General features: G+C 61.4%; 18 protein-coding genes. 11 read left to right on the top strand and 7 right to left on the bottom strand.

From position 1 onward, the window contains the following. The first annotated feature begins 1 nt into the window (after position 1). The 8 genes from tkt to gph all read left to right on the top strand — a co-directional run bounded on the left by tkt (position 2) and on the right by gph (position 7,966). Positions 2-2,002, top strand: a complete 2,001-nt coding sequence (gene tkt / locus SM764_RS14520; protein WP_369002103.1) for a transketolase — start codon at positions 2-4, stop codon at positions 2,000-2,002. Next, on the top strand, positions 1,999-3,000 hold the full coding sequence (gene gap / locus SM764_RS14515) for a type I glyceraldehyde-3-phosphate dehydrogenase (RefSeq protein ID WP_065270436.1): 1,002 nt from the start codon (positions 1,999-2,001) through the stop codon (positions 2,998-3,000). The genes tkt and gap overlap by 4 nt, the downstream gene beginning before the upstream one ends. Continuing rightward, positions 3,000-4,211 (top strand): phosphoglycerate kinase, encoded by a 1,212-nt coding sequence (locus SM764_RS14510; RefSeq protein ID WP_369002102.1) that lies wholly within the window; start codon positions 3,000-3,002, stop codon positions 4,209-4,211. The genes gap and SM764_RS14510 overlap by 1 nt, the downstream gene beginning before the upstream one ends. A gap of 9 nt (positions 4,212-4,220) precedes the next feature. Further along, positions 4,221-5,276 carry a class II fructose-bisphosphate aldolase gene (fba, locus tag SM764_RS14505; RefSeq protein ID WP_274829167.1) on the top strand — a complete coding sequence of 352 codons (1,056 nt, stop codon included), beginning with the start codon at positions 4,221-4,223 and terminating at the stop codon, positions 5,274-5,276. A gap of 71 nt (positions 5,277-5,347) precedes the next feature. Next, positions 5,348-6,031: a ribulose-phosphate 3-epimerase gene (gene rpe / locus SM764_RS14500; protein ID WP_369002101.1), complete on the top strand. Its 684-nt coding sequence runs from the start codon at positions 5,348-5,350 to the stop codon at positions 6,029-6,031. After that, positions 6,021-6,725 (top strand): HAD family hydrolase, encoded by a 705-nt coding sequence (locus tag SM764_RS14495; RefSeq protein ID WP_369002100.1) that lies wholly within the window; start codon positions 6,021-6,023, stop codon positions 6,723-6,725. The genes rpe and SM764_RS14495 overlap by 11 nt, the downstream gene beginning before the upstream one ends. A gap of 15 nt (positions 6,726-6,740) precedes the next feature. Next, positions 6,741-7,298 carry a thioredoxin family protein gene (locus SM764_RS14490; protein WP_369002099.1) on the top strand — a complete coding sequence of 186 codons (558 nt, stop codon included), beginning with the start codon at positions 6,741-6,743 and terminating at the stop codon, positions 7,296-7,298. After that, positions 7,295-7,966, top strand: coding sequence for a phosphoglycolate phosphatase (gene gph, locus SM764_RS14485; protein ID WP_368948135.1), 672 nt, complete (start codon positions 7,295-7,297; stop codon positions 7,964-7,966). Before SM764_RS14490 ends, gph begins: the two co-directional genes overlap by 4 nt. Positions 7,967-7,996: 30 nt before the next feature. On the opposite strand, the gene SM764_RS14480 is transcribed toward gph, so the two are convergent. Continuing rightward, entirely contained in the window at positions 7,997-8,881 is an 885-nt protein-coding gene (locus SM764_RS14480; RefSeq protein WP_368948134.1) for a LysR family transcriptional regulator, read from the bottom strand. Between the two features lie 144 nt (positions 8,882-9,025). On the opposite strand from SM764_RS14480, the gene SM764_RS14475 reads away from it, so the two are divergent. Further along, positions 9,026-9,646, top strand: coding sequence for a glutathione S-transferase family protein (locus tag SM764_RS14475; RefSeq protein WP_065270444.1), 621 nt, complete (start codon positions 9,026-9,028; stop codon positions 9,644-9,646). 262 nt (positions 9,647-9,908) lie between these two features. Further along, positions 9,909-10,511, top strand: a complete 603-nt coding sequence (locus SM764_RS14470; RefSeq protein WP_369002098.1) for a hypothetical protein — start codon at positions 9,909-9,911, stop codon at positions 10,509-10,511. Between the two features lie 201 nt (positions 10,512-10,712). Here SM764_RS14470 and SM764_RS14465 read toward each other — a convergent pair whose 3' ends face one another. From SM764_RS14465 to SM764_RS14440, 6 genes are all read right to left on the bottom strand, one after another. Continuing rightward, positions 10,713-11,345, bottom strand: coding sequence for a hypothetical protein (locus SM764_RS14465; RefSeq protein ID WP_369002097.1), 633 nt, complete (start codon positions 11,343-11,345; stop codon positions 10,713-10,715). Between the two features lie 527 nt (positions 11,346-11,872). After that, on the bottom strand, positions 11,873-14,413 hold the full coding sequence (locus tag SM764_RS14460) for a hypothetical protein (protein ID WP_369002096.1): 2,541 nt from the start codon (positions 14,411-14,413) through the stop codon (positions 11,873-11,875). Positions 14,414-15,419: 1,006 nt separating this feature from the next. Then, a complete protein-coding gene (locus tag SM764_RS14455; protein ID WP_369002095.1) occupies positions 15,420-15,758 on the bottom strand; it encodes a hypothetical protein in 339 nt (112 codons plus the stop codon). A 44-nt stretch (positions 15,759-15,802) separates the two neighbouring features. Continuing rightward, on the bottom strand, positions 15,803-16,579 hold the full coding sequence (locus SM764_RS14450; RefSeq protein ID WP_369002094.1) for a glycoside hydrolase family 19 protein: 777 nt from the start codon (positions 16,577-16,579) through the stop codon (positions 15,803-15,805). 71 nt (positions 16,580-16,650) lie between these two features. Beyond that, positions 16,651-16,965 carry a phage holin family protein gene (locus SM764_RS14445; RefSeq protein ID WP_369002093.1) on the bottom strand — a complete coding sequence of 105 codons (315 nt, stop codon included), beginning with the start codon at positions 16,963-16,965 and terminating at the stop codon, positions 16,651-16,653. Beyond that, positions 16,965-17,150, bottom strand: a complete 186-nt coding sequence (locus tag SM764_RS14440) for a hypothetical protein (RefSeq protein WP_369002092.1) — start codon at positions 17,148-17,150, stop codon at positions 16,965-16,967. Before SM764_RS14440 ends, SM764_RS14445 begins: the two co-directional genes overlap by 1 nt. 50 nt (positions 17,151-17,200) lie before the next feature. Between SM764_RS14440 and SM764_RS14435 the strand changes: the two genes are divergently transcribed. After that, on the top strand, positions 17,201-17,366 hold a 166-nt coding region (locus SM764_RS14435; protein WP_369002184.1), incomplete at its 3' end, for a transposase.

Here is a 17,366-nt window from a genome sequence, read left to right as displayed (position 1 = left end):
CATGAATGTTCAAACCCCGGTGAAAGCCGATGAAACCCTGATGGCCAATGCCATCCGCGCGCTGACCATGGATGCGGTGCAGGCTGCGAACTCCGGTCACCCCGGTGCGCCGATGGGTCTGGCGGATGTGGCAACGGTGCTGTTCAACCGCTTCATCAGGATCGACCCGTCCTGCCCCAACTGGCCCGACCGCGACCGTTTCGTGATGAGCGCGGGACATGGCTCCATGCTGGTCTATGCGATCCACCACCTGCTCGGCTATACGGATATGAACGCCGACCAACTGCGCAACTTCCGCCAGATGGGGGCGCGCACGGCGGGGCATCCCGAATACGGCCATGCCGCAGGGATCGAGACCACGACCGGCCCCCTGGGCCAGGGGATCTCGACCGCCGTCGGTATGGCCTTGGCAGAACGCATGATGCAGGCGCGATTTGGCGACGATCTGGTCGATCACTACACCTATGTGCTGGCCGGGGACGGCTGCCTGATGGAGGGGATCAGCCACGAGGCCATCGATCTGGCCGGGCACCTTGGCCTGTCGCGGCTGATCGTCTTCTGGGACGACAACCGGATCACCATCGACGGGCCCACGGATTTATCGACCTCGATGAACCAGAAACAGCGGTTCGAGGCCGCTGGCTGGCATGTTCAGGCGGTGGATGGTCACGCGCCCGAGGCAATCGCCGCCGCCATCGCCGCCGCACGCGCCGATGATCGCCCCTCGATGATTGCCTGCCGCACGGTGATCGGCAAGGGCGCCCCCAACATGGGGGGCAGCCACAAGGTGCATGGCGCCCCCCTGGGTGCCGAGGAAATCGCCGCCACCCGCGCCGCACTCGACTGGCCCCATGCGCCGTTTGTTATCCCCGATGGTGTGCGCAACGCCTGGGAAGACGTGGCAAAACGCGGCGCCAAGACCCGGAAAGACTGGCAGGCACGCAAGGAGCACTCACCAAAGGCAGCGGAGTTCGACGCGGCCATGGCCCCGCCGAACGCAGAGGCGCTACACGCCGCGATCACCGCCTATAAGGCCCGCCTCAGCGCCGATGCGCCAAAGGTCGCGACCCGCAAGGCCTCCGAAATGGCACTGGAGGTGGTCAATGCCACCCTGCCCAACAGCGTGGGCGGCTCGGCGGATCTGACGGGATCGAACAACACCCGCAGCAGCGCCATGCGCCCGGTGACGGCACAAGATTTCAGCGGCGATTACATCCATTACGGCATCCGCGAACACACCATGGCCGCCGCGATGAATGGCATCGCCCTGCACGGCGGGTTCAGAACCTATGGCGGTACTTTCCTCGCCTTTGCCGATTACTGCCGCCCCGCCATGCGGCTCTCGGCCCTGATGGGGGTGCCCGTCACATACGTGATGACCCATGATTCCATCGGCCTTGGCGAAGATGGCCCCACGCATCAGCCGGTGGAAACCATCGCCTCGCTGCGCGCGATGCCGAACATGAACGTGATCCGCCCCGCCGATGCGGTGGAAACCGCCGAAGCCTGGGAAATGGCGGCGACTTCGGACACCACCCCCACGGTCCTATGCCTGTCGCGCCAAGGCCTGCCCACCCTGCGCCGCAACCACAGCGCCGAGAACCTGACGGCGCGCGGCGCCTATGTGCTGCGCGGCGGCGGCGCGCGGGACGTGACCCTGATTGCCACCGGATCGGAAGTAGAGATTGCCATGGAGGCCGCCGATCTGTTGGAAGCAGACGGGATCAAGGCCGCCGTGGTCTCTGCCCCCTGTTTCGAGGCTTTCGCGGCCCAATCGCCGGACTACCGCGCCGCCGTGCGTGGCAGCGCGCCCCGGGTCGGCGTCGAGGCCGCCATTCGACAGGGCTGGGAGCTGTTCCTGGAACGTGGCGACGGCTTTGTCGGGATGAGTGGCTTTGGCGCCTCCGCCCCCGCCGAGGAGCTTTACCGCCACTTCAACATCACGGCCGAAGCCATCGCCGCCTCGGCCCGCCGACAGATCGAGAAAAGGACGAAGGCATGACCACGAAAGTCGCCATCAACGGCTTTGGCCGCATCGGACGCTGCACCCTGGCCCATATCATCGAAAGCGGTCGCAACGATATCGAGGTGGTGAAGATCAACGCCACCGGCCCGATTGAAACCAACGCGCATCTTCTGCGCTATGACAGCGTACACGGGCGATTTCCGCATCCGGTTGCGGTCAATGACGACACGCTGGATCTGGGCCGTGGCCCGATCAAGGTCTTCTCCACCTACAATCCCGAGGAACTCGACTGGGATGGTGTCGATGTGGTGCTGGAATGTTCCGGTGTCTTCAATTCCAAGGAACAATCCTCGGTCCACCTGAAACAGGGCGCGCGCAAGGTGCTGATCTCGGCCCCCGCCAAAAACGCCGACCGCACCGTGGTCTATGGCGTCAATCACCGCGATCTGCGCAGCGATGAGTTGGTGGTTTCCAACGGCTCTTGCACCACCAACTGCCTTGCACCGCTGGCCAAGGTGCTGAATGACGCCATCGGCATCGACAGCGGCATCGTCACCACGGTGCATTCCTACACAGGCGATCAACCCACCCTGGATCGGCGCCACAAGGATCTCTATCGCGCCCGTGCGGCCTCGATGTCGATGATCCCCACCTCCACAGGTGCGGCCAAGGCCATTGGGGAGGTTCTGCCGGAACTCTCGGGCCGTCTGGATGGATCCGCCATTCGGGTGCCCACCCCGAATGTATCAGCCGTCGATCTCACTTTCATGGCGGGTCGCGATGTGACCGAGGACGAGGTGAACGCCATCATGGCCGAGGCCGCGGCAGGAAACATGCAGCAGATCATCAGCTACGAGACCGAGCCCAAGGTCTCGATCGATTACAACCACGACAGCCATTCCTGCAATTTTGCTGCCGACCAGACCAAGGTTCTGGGCGCGCGTCTGGTGCGGGTGATGGCCTGGTATGACAACGAATGGGGCTTTTCCTGCCGCATGGCGGATACGGCCAATGCCATGGGGAGACTTCAGTGATGGACCTGCCGCAGATCGATCTTACCTCGGTCAAGGGCCGCCGCATTCTGGTGCGCGCCGACCTCAACGTGCCGATGAATGAGGAGGGAGCCGTCAGCGATGACACCCGCATTCGCCGCTTTGCCGGGGGCATGAAACCGCTTCTCGCCGCTGGGGCACGGCTGGTAATCCTGACCCACTTTGGCCGCCCCGAGCCGGGCGCCGAGGCCGGGCCGCATTCCGTCGAACCCCTGATCCCAGCACTGGCACAGGCGCTGGGCCGCCCGGTCCGCTTCAGCCCGCACCTAATCGGAGAAGAGCCAGTCGCCCGCAGCCGGGGTCTGACGGATGGCACGGTCATGCTCTGCGAGAACCTGCGCCTGCATGCCGGGGAAACCGCCAATGATCTCGCCTTTGCCGCGCAACTGGCCAAGCTTGGCGATATCTACATGAACGATGCCTTCTCCTGTGCACATCGTGCCCATGCTTCGACCGAAGCCTTGGCGCATCTGCTGCCCGCCGTGGCAGGCCCGCTGATGATCGAAGAGATCGAGGCCCTGTCGGCGGCGCTGGAATGCCCCAAGCGCCCGGCTGTGGCGGTGGTGGGCGGTGCCAAGATCTCCAGCAAAATCGCGGTGCTGAAGAACCTGGTCCAGAAGGTCGATCACATCATCATCGGCGGCGGCATGGCGAACACGTTTCTTTTCGCCGATGGCGCGCCCATGGGCCGCTCGCTGCACGAGGCCGACCAGATCGACACGGTGCGGGAAATCCACGCGCTGGCCCAAAAGGCAGGCTGCACCCTGCATCTGCCCGAGGATGTGGTGGCCGCCTATGATTTTGCCGCCGGTGCAGCCCATGACATCACCCCGGCAGATGCATGCCCCGAGAACGCGATGATCCTCGATGCGGGACCGCGCGCGCTGAAACGGTTCCAGTTGGTGCTGACCTCCTGTAAGACGATCCTGTGGAACGGGCCCTTGGGGGCGTTTGAACTCTCTCCCTTTGACCTTGCGACCCGGCATCTGGCACAGACAGCCGCCGATCTGACCCGGCAAGGGCTGGCTGTTTCTGTCGCAGGTGGCGGGGATACGGTTGCGGCCCTGAACATGGCCGGTGTATCTGGCGATTTCACATATGTCTCCTCCGCCGGGGGGGCTTTTCTGGAATGGCTGGAGGGTAAGACGCTCCCCGGCATTGCGGCGCTGCAAGGCGCGGCAGAAGCGGCCTAAGAGGTTTTCATGGCACTTATCACTCTTCGTCAACTGCTCGACCATGCCGCCGAACACGGCTATGGCGTGCCCGCCTTCAACATCAACAACATGGAGCAGGGTCTGGCGATCCTGAAGGCCGCCGCGAAATGCGACAGCCCGGTGATCCTGCAGGCCAGCCGCGGCGCGCGCTCTTATGCGGGCGACATCATGCTGCGGCACATGATCCAGGCGCTGGTGGAAATGTATCCCCATATCCCGATCTGCATGCATCAGGACCACGGCAACAACGAACAGACCTGCCTGTCGGCGATCCGCCACGGCTTTACCAGCGTGATGATGGATGGCTCGCTTGAGGCGGACATGAAGACGCCCGCCTCCTATGACTACAACGTCGAGATCACCGAGCGCGTCTCGCGCATGGCCCATTGGGTTGGCGCCTCGGTCGAAGGCGAGCTGGGCGTGCTTGGCTCGCTGGAAACCGGCGAGGCAGGCGAAGAGGACGGATCGGGCGCGGTGGGCAAGCTCTCTCAGGAACAGCTTCTGACCGATCCCGATCAGGCCAAGGATTTCGTGGCGAAAACCCAAGTGGATGCGCTTGCCATCGCCTGCGGCACCAGCCACGGCGCCTATAAGTTCAGCCGCAAGCCCACCGGCGATATCCTGGCGATCAGCCAGATCGAGGCGATCCACGCCAAGATCCCCAATGTCCACCTGGTGATGCACGGATCGTCTTCGGTGCCGCAGTACCTGCAAGACCTGATCAACGAATACGGCGGCGAGATGCCCCAGACCTATGGCGTGCCGGTCGAAGAGATCGAGCGCGGCATCAAGTCGGGCGTGCGCAAGGTCAATATCGACACGGATAACCGCATGGCCATCACCGGCCAGTTCCGTAAGGTCGCGCAGGAAAAACCGACCGAGTTCGACCCGCGCAAGTTCACCATCCCCGCGATGGAAGAGATGGAAAAACTCTGCCTTGACCGTTTTGAACGCTTCGGCACCGCAGGCAATGCCGCGAAGATCACGCCGATTGATCTCGATGAGATGGCAAAACGCTACAGCAGCGGTGCGCTGGCGGTCTGATCTCTCCCGCGCAAAGCGAATCCGGGGGGCGTTCGCGCCCCCTGCCCCTCCCCGATATGACGAGGCCCCCGATGTCCTTTGACCGCAGCGTGAAGATCGCGCCCTCCATCCTCTCTGCCGATTTCGCCAACTTCGGCCAGGAGATTCAGGCAATCGAGGCCGAAGGCGCAGACTGGGTGCATGTGGATGTAATGGATGGTCACTTCGTCCCGAACCTCACCTTCGGACCGATGGCGGTGAAAGCCTTCCGCCCGCATGTGAAAACCGTGATGGACGTGCACCTGATGATCGCGCCGGTCGATCCCTATATCGAGGCCTATGCCGATGCGGGCGCCGATGTGCTGACCGCCCATATCGAGGCTGGACCGCATATCCACCGCACCCTGCAAGCCATTCGCGCATCGGGCATGAAGGCAGGCGTTGCGCTCAATCCCGGCACCCCGGCCGAGGCGGTGGCGCATCTTCTGGACCTCACCGATCTGATCTGCGTGATGACGGTGAACCCCGGCTTTGGCGGGCAGAAATTCATCGACATGACCGGCAAGATCACCGCCCTGCGCCAGATGATCGGAGACCGCCCCGTGCATATCGAGATCGACGGCGGTGTTGATCCCACCACCGCCCCCAAGGTGCGCGCGGCAGGTGCAGATGTGCTGGTCGCCGGATCGGCGGTCTTCAAGGGCGGCTCGGTCGACAACCCCAGCGTTTATGGCGAAAACATCCGCGCCATCCGCGAAGCGGCCAATGCCGCTTGAGGCGTTGATCTTCGACGTGGATGGCACCTTGGCCGAAACCGAGGACCTCCACCGGCGCGCCTTCAACGAGACATTCGCCGAAGAAGGCCTCGACTGGCACTGGTGTCAAGACGACTACCGCCGCCTGCTCCAGACCACCGGCGGCAAGGAACGCATAGCCCACCACATGCGTAACCTGAGCCTTGCGCCCGACGCTATCGACATTGCCGCATTGCACAGGGCCAAGACGGAGCGCTATGTGCGCCTGATGGGCGACGGCGGGTTAGACCTGCGCCCCGGCATTGCCGCGCTGATCACAGAGGCAAAGGATGCAGGGCTGACCACGGCCATTGCCACCACCACCAGCCACCCCAATGTCGATGCCCTTTGCCATGCCTGTTTCGGCGCGCCTGCCGACAGTATTTTCCCGGTCATTGCCTGCGGCGACGAGGTCGCTGCCAAGAAACCCGCGCCGGATGTCTATGAGCTGGCCTTGAAACGTCTGGACATCGCCCCGGACAACGCCCTGGCGTTTGAGGACAGCAGCAACGGTTTGCGCAGCGCCGACGCCGCCGGGCTGGCCTGTATCGTCACCCCCTCGATCTACACAAGCGGCGATGATTTCACCGGCGCCGAATGCGTGGTCCCTGATGTCACTCACATCGGCGGCATTGAGGCGCTCGCACCCCTTCTGCCCACGCCGCAAACCGTCTGACAAAAGGATCAAGATATGGCCGTCTCCCCTCCCGTTTGCGATTTCGGCTGGCGCGCGCCGGATTTCCGCCTGCCCGCCACCGATGGCAAGACCTACAGCCTTACGGATATCGCAGGCCCCAAGGGCACGCTGGTGATGTTCATCTGCAATCACTGCCCCTATGTGATCGCGGTTCTGGACCGGATCGAGCGCGATGCGCGCGACCTTCAGGCACGGGGCATCGGTGTCGCGGCAATCTGCGCCAACGATCCCGTCACCTATCCACAGGACAGTTTCGCAAACATGGCCGCGCTGGCACGTGACCGAGCCTTTCCCTTTCCCTATCTGCATGACGCAGATCAAAGCGTCGCTCGCAGCTGGAATGCCGCCTGCACACCGGATTTCTTTGGCTTCAACGCCGCAGGCGCGCTGCAGTACCGGGGCCGCCTCGATGCATCGGGGCGCAATCCGGCGCCGGAAGGCGCCCGGCGCGAATTGTTTGAGGCCATGCGACAGGTCGCAGACACCGGCCAGGGCCCGGCGGATCAAGTGCCGTCGATGGGCTGTTCGATCAAATGGAAGGATCCCGCATGAGCCGCGCAATCGTTTTCGACCTTGACGGAACGCTGGTGGACAGTGCCGCCGACATCCACGCCGCCGTGACCCAAATGCTGGCAGAGTTTGGCAAGCCGCCGCTGACGCTGGCGCGGGTGACCAGCTTTATCGGCAATGGCATACCGAACCTTGTCCGGCTGGTCATGCGCGACAGCGGCATCCCCGAAGCCGATGAGAACCTCGCCATCACCCGGATGATGGCGTATTACGCAGCGCATCCCGCCGACCTGTCGCAGCCCTACCCAGGCGTGACCGACTGCCTTACGCGCCTGCAGGAGGCTGGCATTCGCCTTGGCGTCTGTACCAACAAATTCCGGGCCCCGGCGCTGCAGATCCTCGAAGCGCTGGATCTGATGCAATATTTCGACATCGTCGTAGGCGGTGATACTCTGCCCGTCCGAAAACCCGACCCGGCCCCCTTGCACCACGCCTTTGAAACCCTGGGCGGGACCTCGCGGATGTATGTGGGCGACAGCGAGGTCGATGCAGAGACGGCGCAGCGAGCGGGCATCGACTTTGCCCTTTTCACGCAGGGATACCGGAAAACCCCGGTGGATCAGCTGGTCACGGCCTGCACCTTCGACGCCTTCCGGAATCTGCCCGCTATCGCAGACCGCGTCATGACGGTCAAAGCCGGGTCGGTCTGACCAGCCCCGCAGCCGCGCCCGGCAGGTGCTTCACCCGCCAAATGCCCCGGCCAGATGATCGATCAGCGCCCTGATGCGCGTGGTCAGATGCCTGTTGGGCGGGTAGACCGCATAAAGCGGAATATTCACCGTGCCCCGATCCGCAAAAAGCTGCTTCAGCTCGCCGCTCTCCAGAAATGGGCGTGCCGCGTATTCCGGCACCCGGCCAATGCCCCGCCCCAGCGCTGCCATATTGACCACCGCGCGGGGGGAATTCGCCCTGAAATCCCCAGTGACCGTGACCGCGATCTGACGACGCCCCTGGCTGAAGGTCCAGACCTCTGGCTGCGACGAGGCCGTCATCAGCAGGCAATTATGTGTCGACAGCGCGTGGGGTTCCTTTGGCTCGCCATGGGCCGCCAGATAGGTGGGGGATGCGGCCACGACCACCGGCATGTCGGTCAGCTTGCGCGCCACCAGCGAGGAATCCTTCAGCGTGCCGAACCGCACCGCAAGATCGACGCCTTCCTCAAGGATCGAAATATGCTGGTCAGAGAGCACAAGTTCGATCCGCACATCCGGATGCTCGGTTTGGAACGGCTGTAGCGCCTGCACCAATTCGCGGCTACCAAGCCCGGTCGGGGCCGTGATGCGGATCGGACCGACAAGCTGCTGCTGGCGCTGCTGCACCACGTCCTCCAGCTCTTCGAACTGATCAAGCAGGGCGATGCAGCGTTCCAGATAGGCCTGTCCGGTGTCGGTCAGAGTGACGCTGCGCGTGGTCCGGTGCAGCAATTGCGCGTCCAGTCTTTCCTCAAGCCGGGCCACATATTTGCTGGCCAGTTTGGTGCTGATTCCCACCTGCCGGGCACCCGCGGTAAAAGAGCGTTGCGCCGCCACGGCAGCAAAGGTGCGCATACAATCCAGCGTGTCCATTCTATGGAGTTCCTTGCATATTTTTTGTCGTCAATCCGTACATTATACTTCGTCAATTTCACCGGTTATCCTCACAATATGGCGAGTTTACCTTTGCCTTGTCCATAAGCCGCACAGGCATCAGACAAAGGAAGGAAACCCCAAATGTCCAATTCAATCCGTATTCACGGCTTCCCGCTCTCCGGCCACTCCCACCGGGTAGAACTGCTTGCGAACCTCGCCGGCATCGCACATGAGGTCATCACCGTTGACCTCGCTGCAGGCGCCCACAAGGAAGAGCCGTTCCTGTCGCTGAACCCCGCCGGTCAGGTGCCGGTAATCGAAGACGGTGACACCGTGATCGCTGACTCCAACGCCATCCTGGTCTACTTGGCGCGCAAATACGCACCGTCCTTCCTGCCCACCGATCCGGTGCTGGAAGCCGAGGTGCAGAAATTCCTCAGCCTGGCAGCTGGCGAAATCGCCTTTGGCCCGGCAGCAGCCCGTCTGATCAACGTCTTCAACGCACCCTTTGACGCAGAATTCTGCGCGGCAACCGCCGCCACCGTCTTTGGCAAGATCGAGGCGCATATGGAAGGCCGTGAATTCCTGGTGGGCACCGAGCCGACCATCGCCGACATCGCCATCTATTCCTATAGCGCGCATGCACCCGAAGGTGGCATCTCGCTGGAAGCCTACCCGAACCTGCGTCGCCTGCTGGCCAATATCGAAGGTCTGAAAGGCTTCAAAGCCATGCCCGTGACCAAGGTCGGCCTCGCAGCCTGATTGGTGTGGCCGTGGCGTCTATTTCGGCGTGGCGCCACGGCCCCCTCCATATGCCTGCCTCACTATCGGGGCATATCCTGCAGGCAAACCGGCATCTACGTCACCCAAATTGCCTGCTCCGAAGTGGTCCATTGGCCGATATCCAGACGCAAGGGTACCGCTCAACAACTCAGTTACCGCGCATTTCCGAACCGGTCGAAGGTCGCTTGAAGGTCCGGCAACCTTCCCTATAACGCGCGGCATGTCAGCAAAGATCTTTTCAATGGAGCCGCGAGAAGGCGGCGGCGCCCGGTTTGTGCTCAACTACAAACACATCGGTCGCAGCGGCATTCAGCGTATTTCCTGTGATCTGACACAGACCGACCTTCTGCAAATTGTGCTGTTCGCCGAAGCGCTCAACCTGCGCAATCGCCTCGGCCCCTCGGCTGCATCGGATGTAGCAATCGATGGGTTGCAGGTCTCCTTTGTCCCGGCGCAGCAGGAGCTCATTCTTGAGCGGCAAGCTGGCTACTCCCAAAAGACCGCCCGCATGCCGGTTGACGTCTTTCTCTCCGAAATGGCGGGTATGACCGACATTTGCCTTGCCCGCGCCGAGACGTCAAAGAATGGACCTACCCTGAAGGGCATGCTGGCGGAGTGCAGACCGCCAGCAGAGTTCGAAAGGCTGTTGGGGCTAGACCTAGCTGATCTGGCTATGCACCAGTTGCTGGAGATTGCGCTGCTGATCCTTGCGCAGGACGCCGCCACCCGCGGCTCTGCGCTCGCCCGCAAGCTGCGCGGAAAGAAATCACAGGATCAAGCGCGTGAGGCGGTCATCAGCCTTATTTTGACGCTCGCCGCTGAATGTGTGCCCGGTTCCACCTAGAGAAGCCCCCGAGGCGAACCGCCCGCTCTCGGCTCAGGCGCCGCCCAGCGTTTCTCTGCTCTGCGGCGCCATAATCCCAACGAGTAATACCGCCCCACACGACCGCCATATGCCGCGGTTAGGGTGAAAGGTCGATGCACCGCCGGAGTGTCGCGTCGCGGCGCACAACTGAAACGCCGACATATCCAGACTTGAGGAATTTCAAAAGGTATGGCAGCCCGGAACCTCCAACTGAGCGACCATCGGAAGTCGATAACAACAATGCCGCACACAGACCGTCTCCAAACCGATTGCTCGAAATGTGCAGCCCTTTGCTGTGTTGTGCTGGCTTTCGACAAGGGCGAAGACTTTGCTTTCGACAAGAACCCTGGCGAACCTTGCAGGAATCTCTCGGGGCATCGCTGCAACATCCACGAAAAGCTGACGCAGGAAGGCCTGAAGGGGTGCGTTGCCTATGATTGTCTGGGTGCCGGTAACCGCGTGATCCAAGACGTATTCGGGGGGCAGACTTGGCGAACCGAGCCGCGCCTGATGCGTGTGATGATGGAGGCTTTTCATGGTATGTGCGAGGTTCATAAGCGTATCGACCTGCTGCGTGCCGCCGGGACCCTCCCCCTGAAGCCACAGGACGAGCAGATCCGTTGCAGCTTCCTTGACCGCCTTGAGGATGACCACTGGAGCGGCCCCGACCTCCACGATTTCGAGGTCGGCCTGGCGCTTGAAATCGACATTTTCATGCATGGGGTTCAGCGAGAGTTTCCAAACTTTCTGCCCGAATCTCCTTAAACTTGGAACCTGCAACGTTTTCAGGAACTGTTTCGGCCGCGTGGGCATACGTGGGTCAGGTTCGTTAGTCGGGACCTGGACGAAACAACAGGACGTCAACCAGCCACCGCTACTGCCGCACAAAAAGGGGCAGCCCTCAATTCCCCCAGCGGAATCCTGACAAAAGCGACTTGGATTTTTTACTTGAAATCAAAATGGTGCGGGTGAAGGGACTTGAACCCCCACGCCTTGCGGCGCCAGAACCTAAATCTAGCGCAGGTTTAAATATATCATCACTTTATGCGCTAAGTTTCCCCAGACAAAAGTAGAACAAAATGTGAATTCGGGAAACCCCATCCCCCGAGAGATGCGCAGATAGGCAACGGATGTTGAACCATGTCGATACAGTATAAAAACAGAGCCATACGAGCTTCTACTCGCTTATAAGTACCGAGAACGAAGAGAGACGCTGGAAGCTACCTCTCTTCGCAAGCACCCCAAAGGCATAGACGTACTTCAATGAAAAGCCCCCGCTCTCTAGTTCGCTAAGGATAGGAGACTTTTCCTGCCTCACTGGTTGATCGCCAGCCTACTCGTCAGGTGAATATGAAATGATCCGCCATGCTCAGTTCACTGACCGTGATGTTTTCGACCAGCACGGTTACGTCAGCAAACGCCATCAAAACATCTCCCCCTGACTGAGTGAACTCAATCTGGCTCAATGAGCGCGCGCCGCTGGAAATTTCAACAACATCGGACCCGCGGCCGAAATCCGATATCGTGTCATTGCCAGCATTCCGACCGAATATGAACGTATCAGCATGAAGCCCGCCCGAGAGCAGATCATCTCCAGAGCCACCTATAAGCGTATCGTTCCCGCGGCCACCGTGCAGATCATCATCTCCGCGCCGACCGAAAAGCATGTCACGACCGTGGCCTCCTACAACTGTATCGTTGCCAGCCCCACCACGTAGAACATCGTCATCGCGTCTTCCAAAAATCTCGTCATGGCCGCGACCGCCTTTGAGAATATCACTTCCATCACCGCCCCGCAGTACATCATCTCCGCGGCGGCCGAAAAGCTCATCGTCACCATGGCCACCGACAAGAGTATCCGACCCTTTCCCGCCGTATAGGGTATCCCCATCACGTCCCCCGTTCAGCAGGTCAGAGCCACGCCAACCGCGCAGAATATCAGAGCCAGCATTCCCCTTGATGGAATCTTGTCCCCAGCCACCTATTACGCTGTCTTCGCCGGCACCGCCTTTCAGGAGATCATCCCCATAGCGACCGCGGATTACATCGTCATTTTCTGATCCCCCTATGTCAAAGTCCCCATAGCGAATCGCCTCGGTGGCAAAACTGGAACGCGTTTCCAACGTTCCCTCACCATCGGTGTAGCTCGCGACAACAGTGATAACGGTTCCCACATCGTCCTGTGTCAGAGTATAGGTCGCCCCTGTCGCCCCGGAGATGTCCACGCCGCCACGCTGCCACTGGTAGGAAATGGCGCCCAGGCCATCCTCATCCGCAAGCGTATTGCTGGCGGTCAGGGTCTCATCCATGGTCGCGATCCCGGAGACCGTGACGCTGCCGCTGGGAGCATCGTTGACGTTGGTCACGGCAGAGGTTGCTGCGCTGGAGACGCTTTCGGACGAGCCCTCACCATCGGTGTAGCTCGCCACAACGGTGATAACGGTCCCCACATCGTCCTGTGTCAGGGTATAGGTCGCCCCTGTCGCCCCGGAGATGTCCACGCCGCCACGCTGCCATTGGTAGGAAATGGCGCCCAGGCCATCCCCATCCGCAAGCGTATTGCTCGCGGTCAGGGTCTCATCCTCGGCCGCGGTGCCGGAGATCGTGACGCTGCCGCTGGGAGCATCGTTGACGTTGGTCACGGCAGAGGTTGCGGCGCTCGAGACGCTCTCCCCGGTGCCCTCACCATCGGTATAGCTCGCGACAACGGTGATAACGGCGCCCACATCGTCCTGTGTCAGGGTGTAAGTCGCCCCTGTCGCGCCGGAGATATCCACGCCGCCACGCTGCCATTGGTAGGAAATGGCGCCCAGGCCATCCCCATCCGCAAGCGTATTGCTCGCGGTCAGGGTCTCATCCTCAGCCGCGGTGCCGGAGATCGAGACGCTGCCGCTGGGAGCATCGTTCACGTTGGTCACGGCAGAGGTTCCGGAACTGGTAACGCTCTCCCCGGTGCCCTCACCGTCGGTGTAGCTCGCCACAACGGTGATAACGGCCCCCACATCGGCCTGTGTCAGGGTGTAGGTAGACCCTGTCGCGCCGGAGATATCCACGCCCCCACGCTGCCATTGATAGGAGATTGCGCCCAGGCCGTCCTCATCCGAAAGCGTATTGCTGGCGGTCAGGGTCTCATCCTCGGCCGCGGTGCCAGAGATCGTGACGCTACCGCTGGGAGCATCGTTGACGTTGGTCACGGCTGAGGTTCCGGAACTGGTAACGCTCTCCCCGGTGCCCTCACCATCGGTGTAGCTGGCCACAACGGTGATAACGCTCCCCACATCGGCCTGTGTCAGGGTGTAAGTCGCCCCTGTCGCGCCGGAGATGTCCACGCCGTCACGCTGCCATTGGTAGGAAATGGCGCCCAGGCCGTCCTCATCCGCAAGCGTATTGCTCGCGGTCAGGGTCTCATCCTCGGCCGCGGTGCCAGAGATCGTGACGCTGCCGCTGGGAGCATCGTTGACGTTGGCCACGGCAGCGGTTCCCGCACTGGTAACGCTCTCCCCGGTGCCCTCACCATCGGTGTAGCTGGCCACAACGGTGATAGCGGAATCCACATCGGCCTGTGTCAGGGTGTAGGTAGACCCTGTCGCGCCGGAGATGTCCACGCCGTCACGCTGCCATTGGTAGGAGATTGCGCCGAGCCCATCCTCATCCGCAAGCGTATTGCTCGCGGTCAGGGTTTCATCTTCCTGAGCGGTGCCGGAGATCGTGACGCTCCCGGTGGGCGTGTCGTTGACGTTGGTCACGGCAGAGGTTCCGGAACTGGTGACGCTCTCTGAAGTGCCACCTCCGTCGGTGTAGCTGGCCACAACGGTGATAACGCTCCCCACATCGGCCTGTGTCAGGGTGTAGGTGGACCCTGTCGCACCGGAGATATCCACGCCGCCACGCTGCCATTGATAGGAGATCGACCCCAGGCCATCGGCGTCAGAAATGGTATTGGATGCAGTCAGGGTTTGGTCTTCACTGGCAGTACCTGAAATTACAACGGAACCAGTTGGTGAACTGTTTACTGGTGGTGTGTAGAAGCTGGAATAAGCGTACTGAGTGATCGGCGAGCCCGACGTAACTGAATATGTTACCCCGTTGAGGAATGTATTATAGGCAGTGCTATCAAGCGGAACGACAATGCCACCTGAGTTGCCAACGCCAGCCATCCAAACCGCTTGGCCACCATTACTCATTGTAATTAAATACATCGAGTATGGACCATTATACGCTGTCGCACCGGAGGGAATGCCTGTGTAGGTGAACTCGGTGGTCGCGTTGACGTCGACCGTCCCGTTCTCATCCCCAATTATGGCATCTCGCGCGCCAGTGTATGTTTGAGGGTTTCCGGAAAAATCACCCCAAGTGCTGTAAAAAGTGGCGAAAACAATAAAATCAGACATCTTTGATTACCTAACTTATCAAAATATACTCATCCGGCGGCTTACAGACTGCCGAAACTACCTAGCTGCGTAACGAACTTTGAGCATCCTCACGCGAAACTCGTCGAAAGAGTGTTTGAGTGTTCCAGCTGTTCCTAGACCAGCTCGCGCTCAAAGGACCGATTCACTCCCCACTGATGCGATATGTGCCCTAACAAAGGCCTAAATAAGGCTATTGAGCCCTCCACAATACGGGCTACTGTTGCCCCCCTCCGGTCTCTCCCTCAGCCTCAGCCTCAGCCTCAGAGGGCAATGAAGATATTTCAGTTTCCCAAATACCCGCGAAATCTGCCCGCGTGGATACATGAGCAGATTTCCCATATCAAGTTAACGCCTCATCATACACCTCCCGTGTGTCCTGAAACGGGAAACGCGAGCAAAATCAATTCGATGGGCGGTAGACCTCGTTAACACTAAGGAGGAACGCCAGGTTTTACGATCCTCCTTTGTGAATGGTCTACTTTGCCCCGATCTCCTTCAGCTTGCCCATCACCAGGCGGCGCAGCACCGCCTCGCTGGGCCGAAGCCGCGCGATGGCATCGGGCACCGACTCGCGGGCATAGGTGACGGCCTGCTCGACCAGCACATCCTTTCCGGCGCCGGGTCCGTCCTCGATCGCGGCGCGGATACCGCTCATCAGGGCGCTGTGCAGGGCCTCGCGGTGGCGGGCCTCGATCTCAAGGCCGAAGCGTTGTTTGGCCACCTGCGCCGCGCCGCCAATCAGCACGGTAAGAAGCAAGCTCAGGCCACTGATCAGCGCAGGCTGAAGCTGTTGCAGAATGTCATTCCAGTTCATGGGTTAGTCCTCTGTTTTGGAGTGGGAAGGAAGCGGTCGGCGGATCAGCCCGCCAGCCAGGGCAAGAACCGCGCGAGGAAGGCGCGGATCCCGGTGGTTTCAGGTTTGGGTTTCGGCGGCGCGATCGGCGGCAGGTCCAGCAGGGCCGCATGCAGCGCCGCATGGGATTTCGGGCCGGGTAGACCGTCCACCGCCAGACCGGCAGCGCGCTGGAAGGCGCGCAGATCCGTGGCGCCGTATCCCAGCAGCACCAGCTGCGCGCGCAGGGTCCAGCGCTTACGCTCAGACAGATGGTTATAGCCGCCGTTAATCCGTTTCGTGATCAGGCGGACATTGCCCTCATCGGCCAGCAGGTTCAGCCTGCGAGTTGACCAGTACCAAAGCGGCCCCAGCCCCTCCCAGGGATCGAGGTTGGCGGCATCCGGATCCTTCTCAAAATCCGGGGCGGTGGGATCGAGGCGGCGCACCCAGGCAGTGAAGGCGCGGTAATTCCCCCGCCCGGTGATCTGCATGCCCGTGCGGCCCCGGAACCTGTAGCCGTCGCCATCTTGTTCCGGCGTGTTGCCAAGGTCGGTGCGGGTGTCATAGCGATCCTGCGCCGGGGTTGGACCCCAGATTTCCCGGTCATAGCGGAAGGCTCCGCACTCCAGAACAACCTGCCCCAGCAGGTAGCCCAGCCGGTGCGGTTGGTTCAGGCCCAGATCGTATCCGTGGCGGTTCAGCGCCAGCAGGAAGGACTGCGCATTGCGCGCCTGGTTGCTGCCCGCCGCGATCAGGCCGGTGATCTTCTGTAGAGTTTCAAAGGTGAGAATGTCAGGCATGGAAAGCCTCCAATGCAAAAGCCCCGCCGAATGGCAGGGCTGGTTTCATATTCAGGGGTCGGGGGAACAGGTCAGGGTTTGGCGCGGGTCAGCCATTTGGCCAGCAGCACCTCGGCGCCGCGCGGGCCGATGTAGGCGGCCAGTGCCACAATGCCGGTGCTGACCGTGGAACTGGCGCCAAGGTAGCTGGCAATCGCTTCACCGATGATGGCCATGCCGAAGGCCACCGGGACTTCCCAGAGAAGCTCCGGGCCGAAGAAGCGGCGCTGCCCTTTGCGCACCTCGCCGGAGTGCCACATCAAGCGCCCCAAAGAAGCGCCCACCAGCGTTGTTGCCGCGCCTCCGATCAGATTGGACAGCCAGTCCACCAGGCCGGTTTCATCCATCAGAAGTTCCCCGCAAGCTCGGCAGCGCCCGCAGGAACGGCGGGCCAGTTTGCATCATCGGTGACATCGGCACCGGAGGCGGCCAGCGCAGGCCATGCGGCGCGCATCTGCATGATCCAATCAAGCCCCTCCACATAGGCGGTGCGCTGTTCAGGGGTAAGCTGATCCTGACCTGCCCCCCGCAAAATCCCTCACCATGAAGTAGAGTCTGCCCAACCTATGTAGGAGCAGACAAATGCGTAAGAGCCGTTTCACCGAGGCGCAAATCATCGGGATGATCAAAGAGCAGGAAGCCGGGATGCCGACGGCGGAGGTGTGCCGTCGGCACGGCCTGAGCCCGGCGACCTTTTACAAGCTGAAGTCCAAGTATGGCGGCATGGAGGTGTCGGAGGCCGCACGGC

The organism is Pseudophaeobacter sp. 1A16562 (assembly GCF_041008785.1).
Taxonomy (GTDB): Bacteria; Pseudomonadota; Alphaproteobacteria; order Rhodobacterales; family Rhodobacteraceae; genus Phycobacter; species Phycobacter gallaeciensis_A.
The sequence above is the reverse complement of the archived record's forward strand: the minus strand, read 5'-3'. Positions and strand labels throughout refer to the sequence as shown.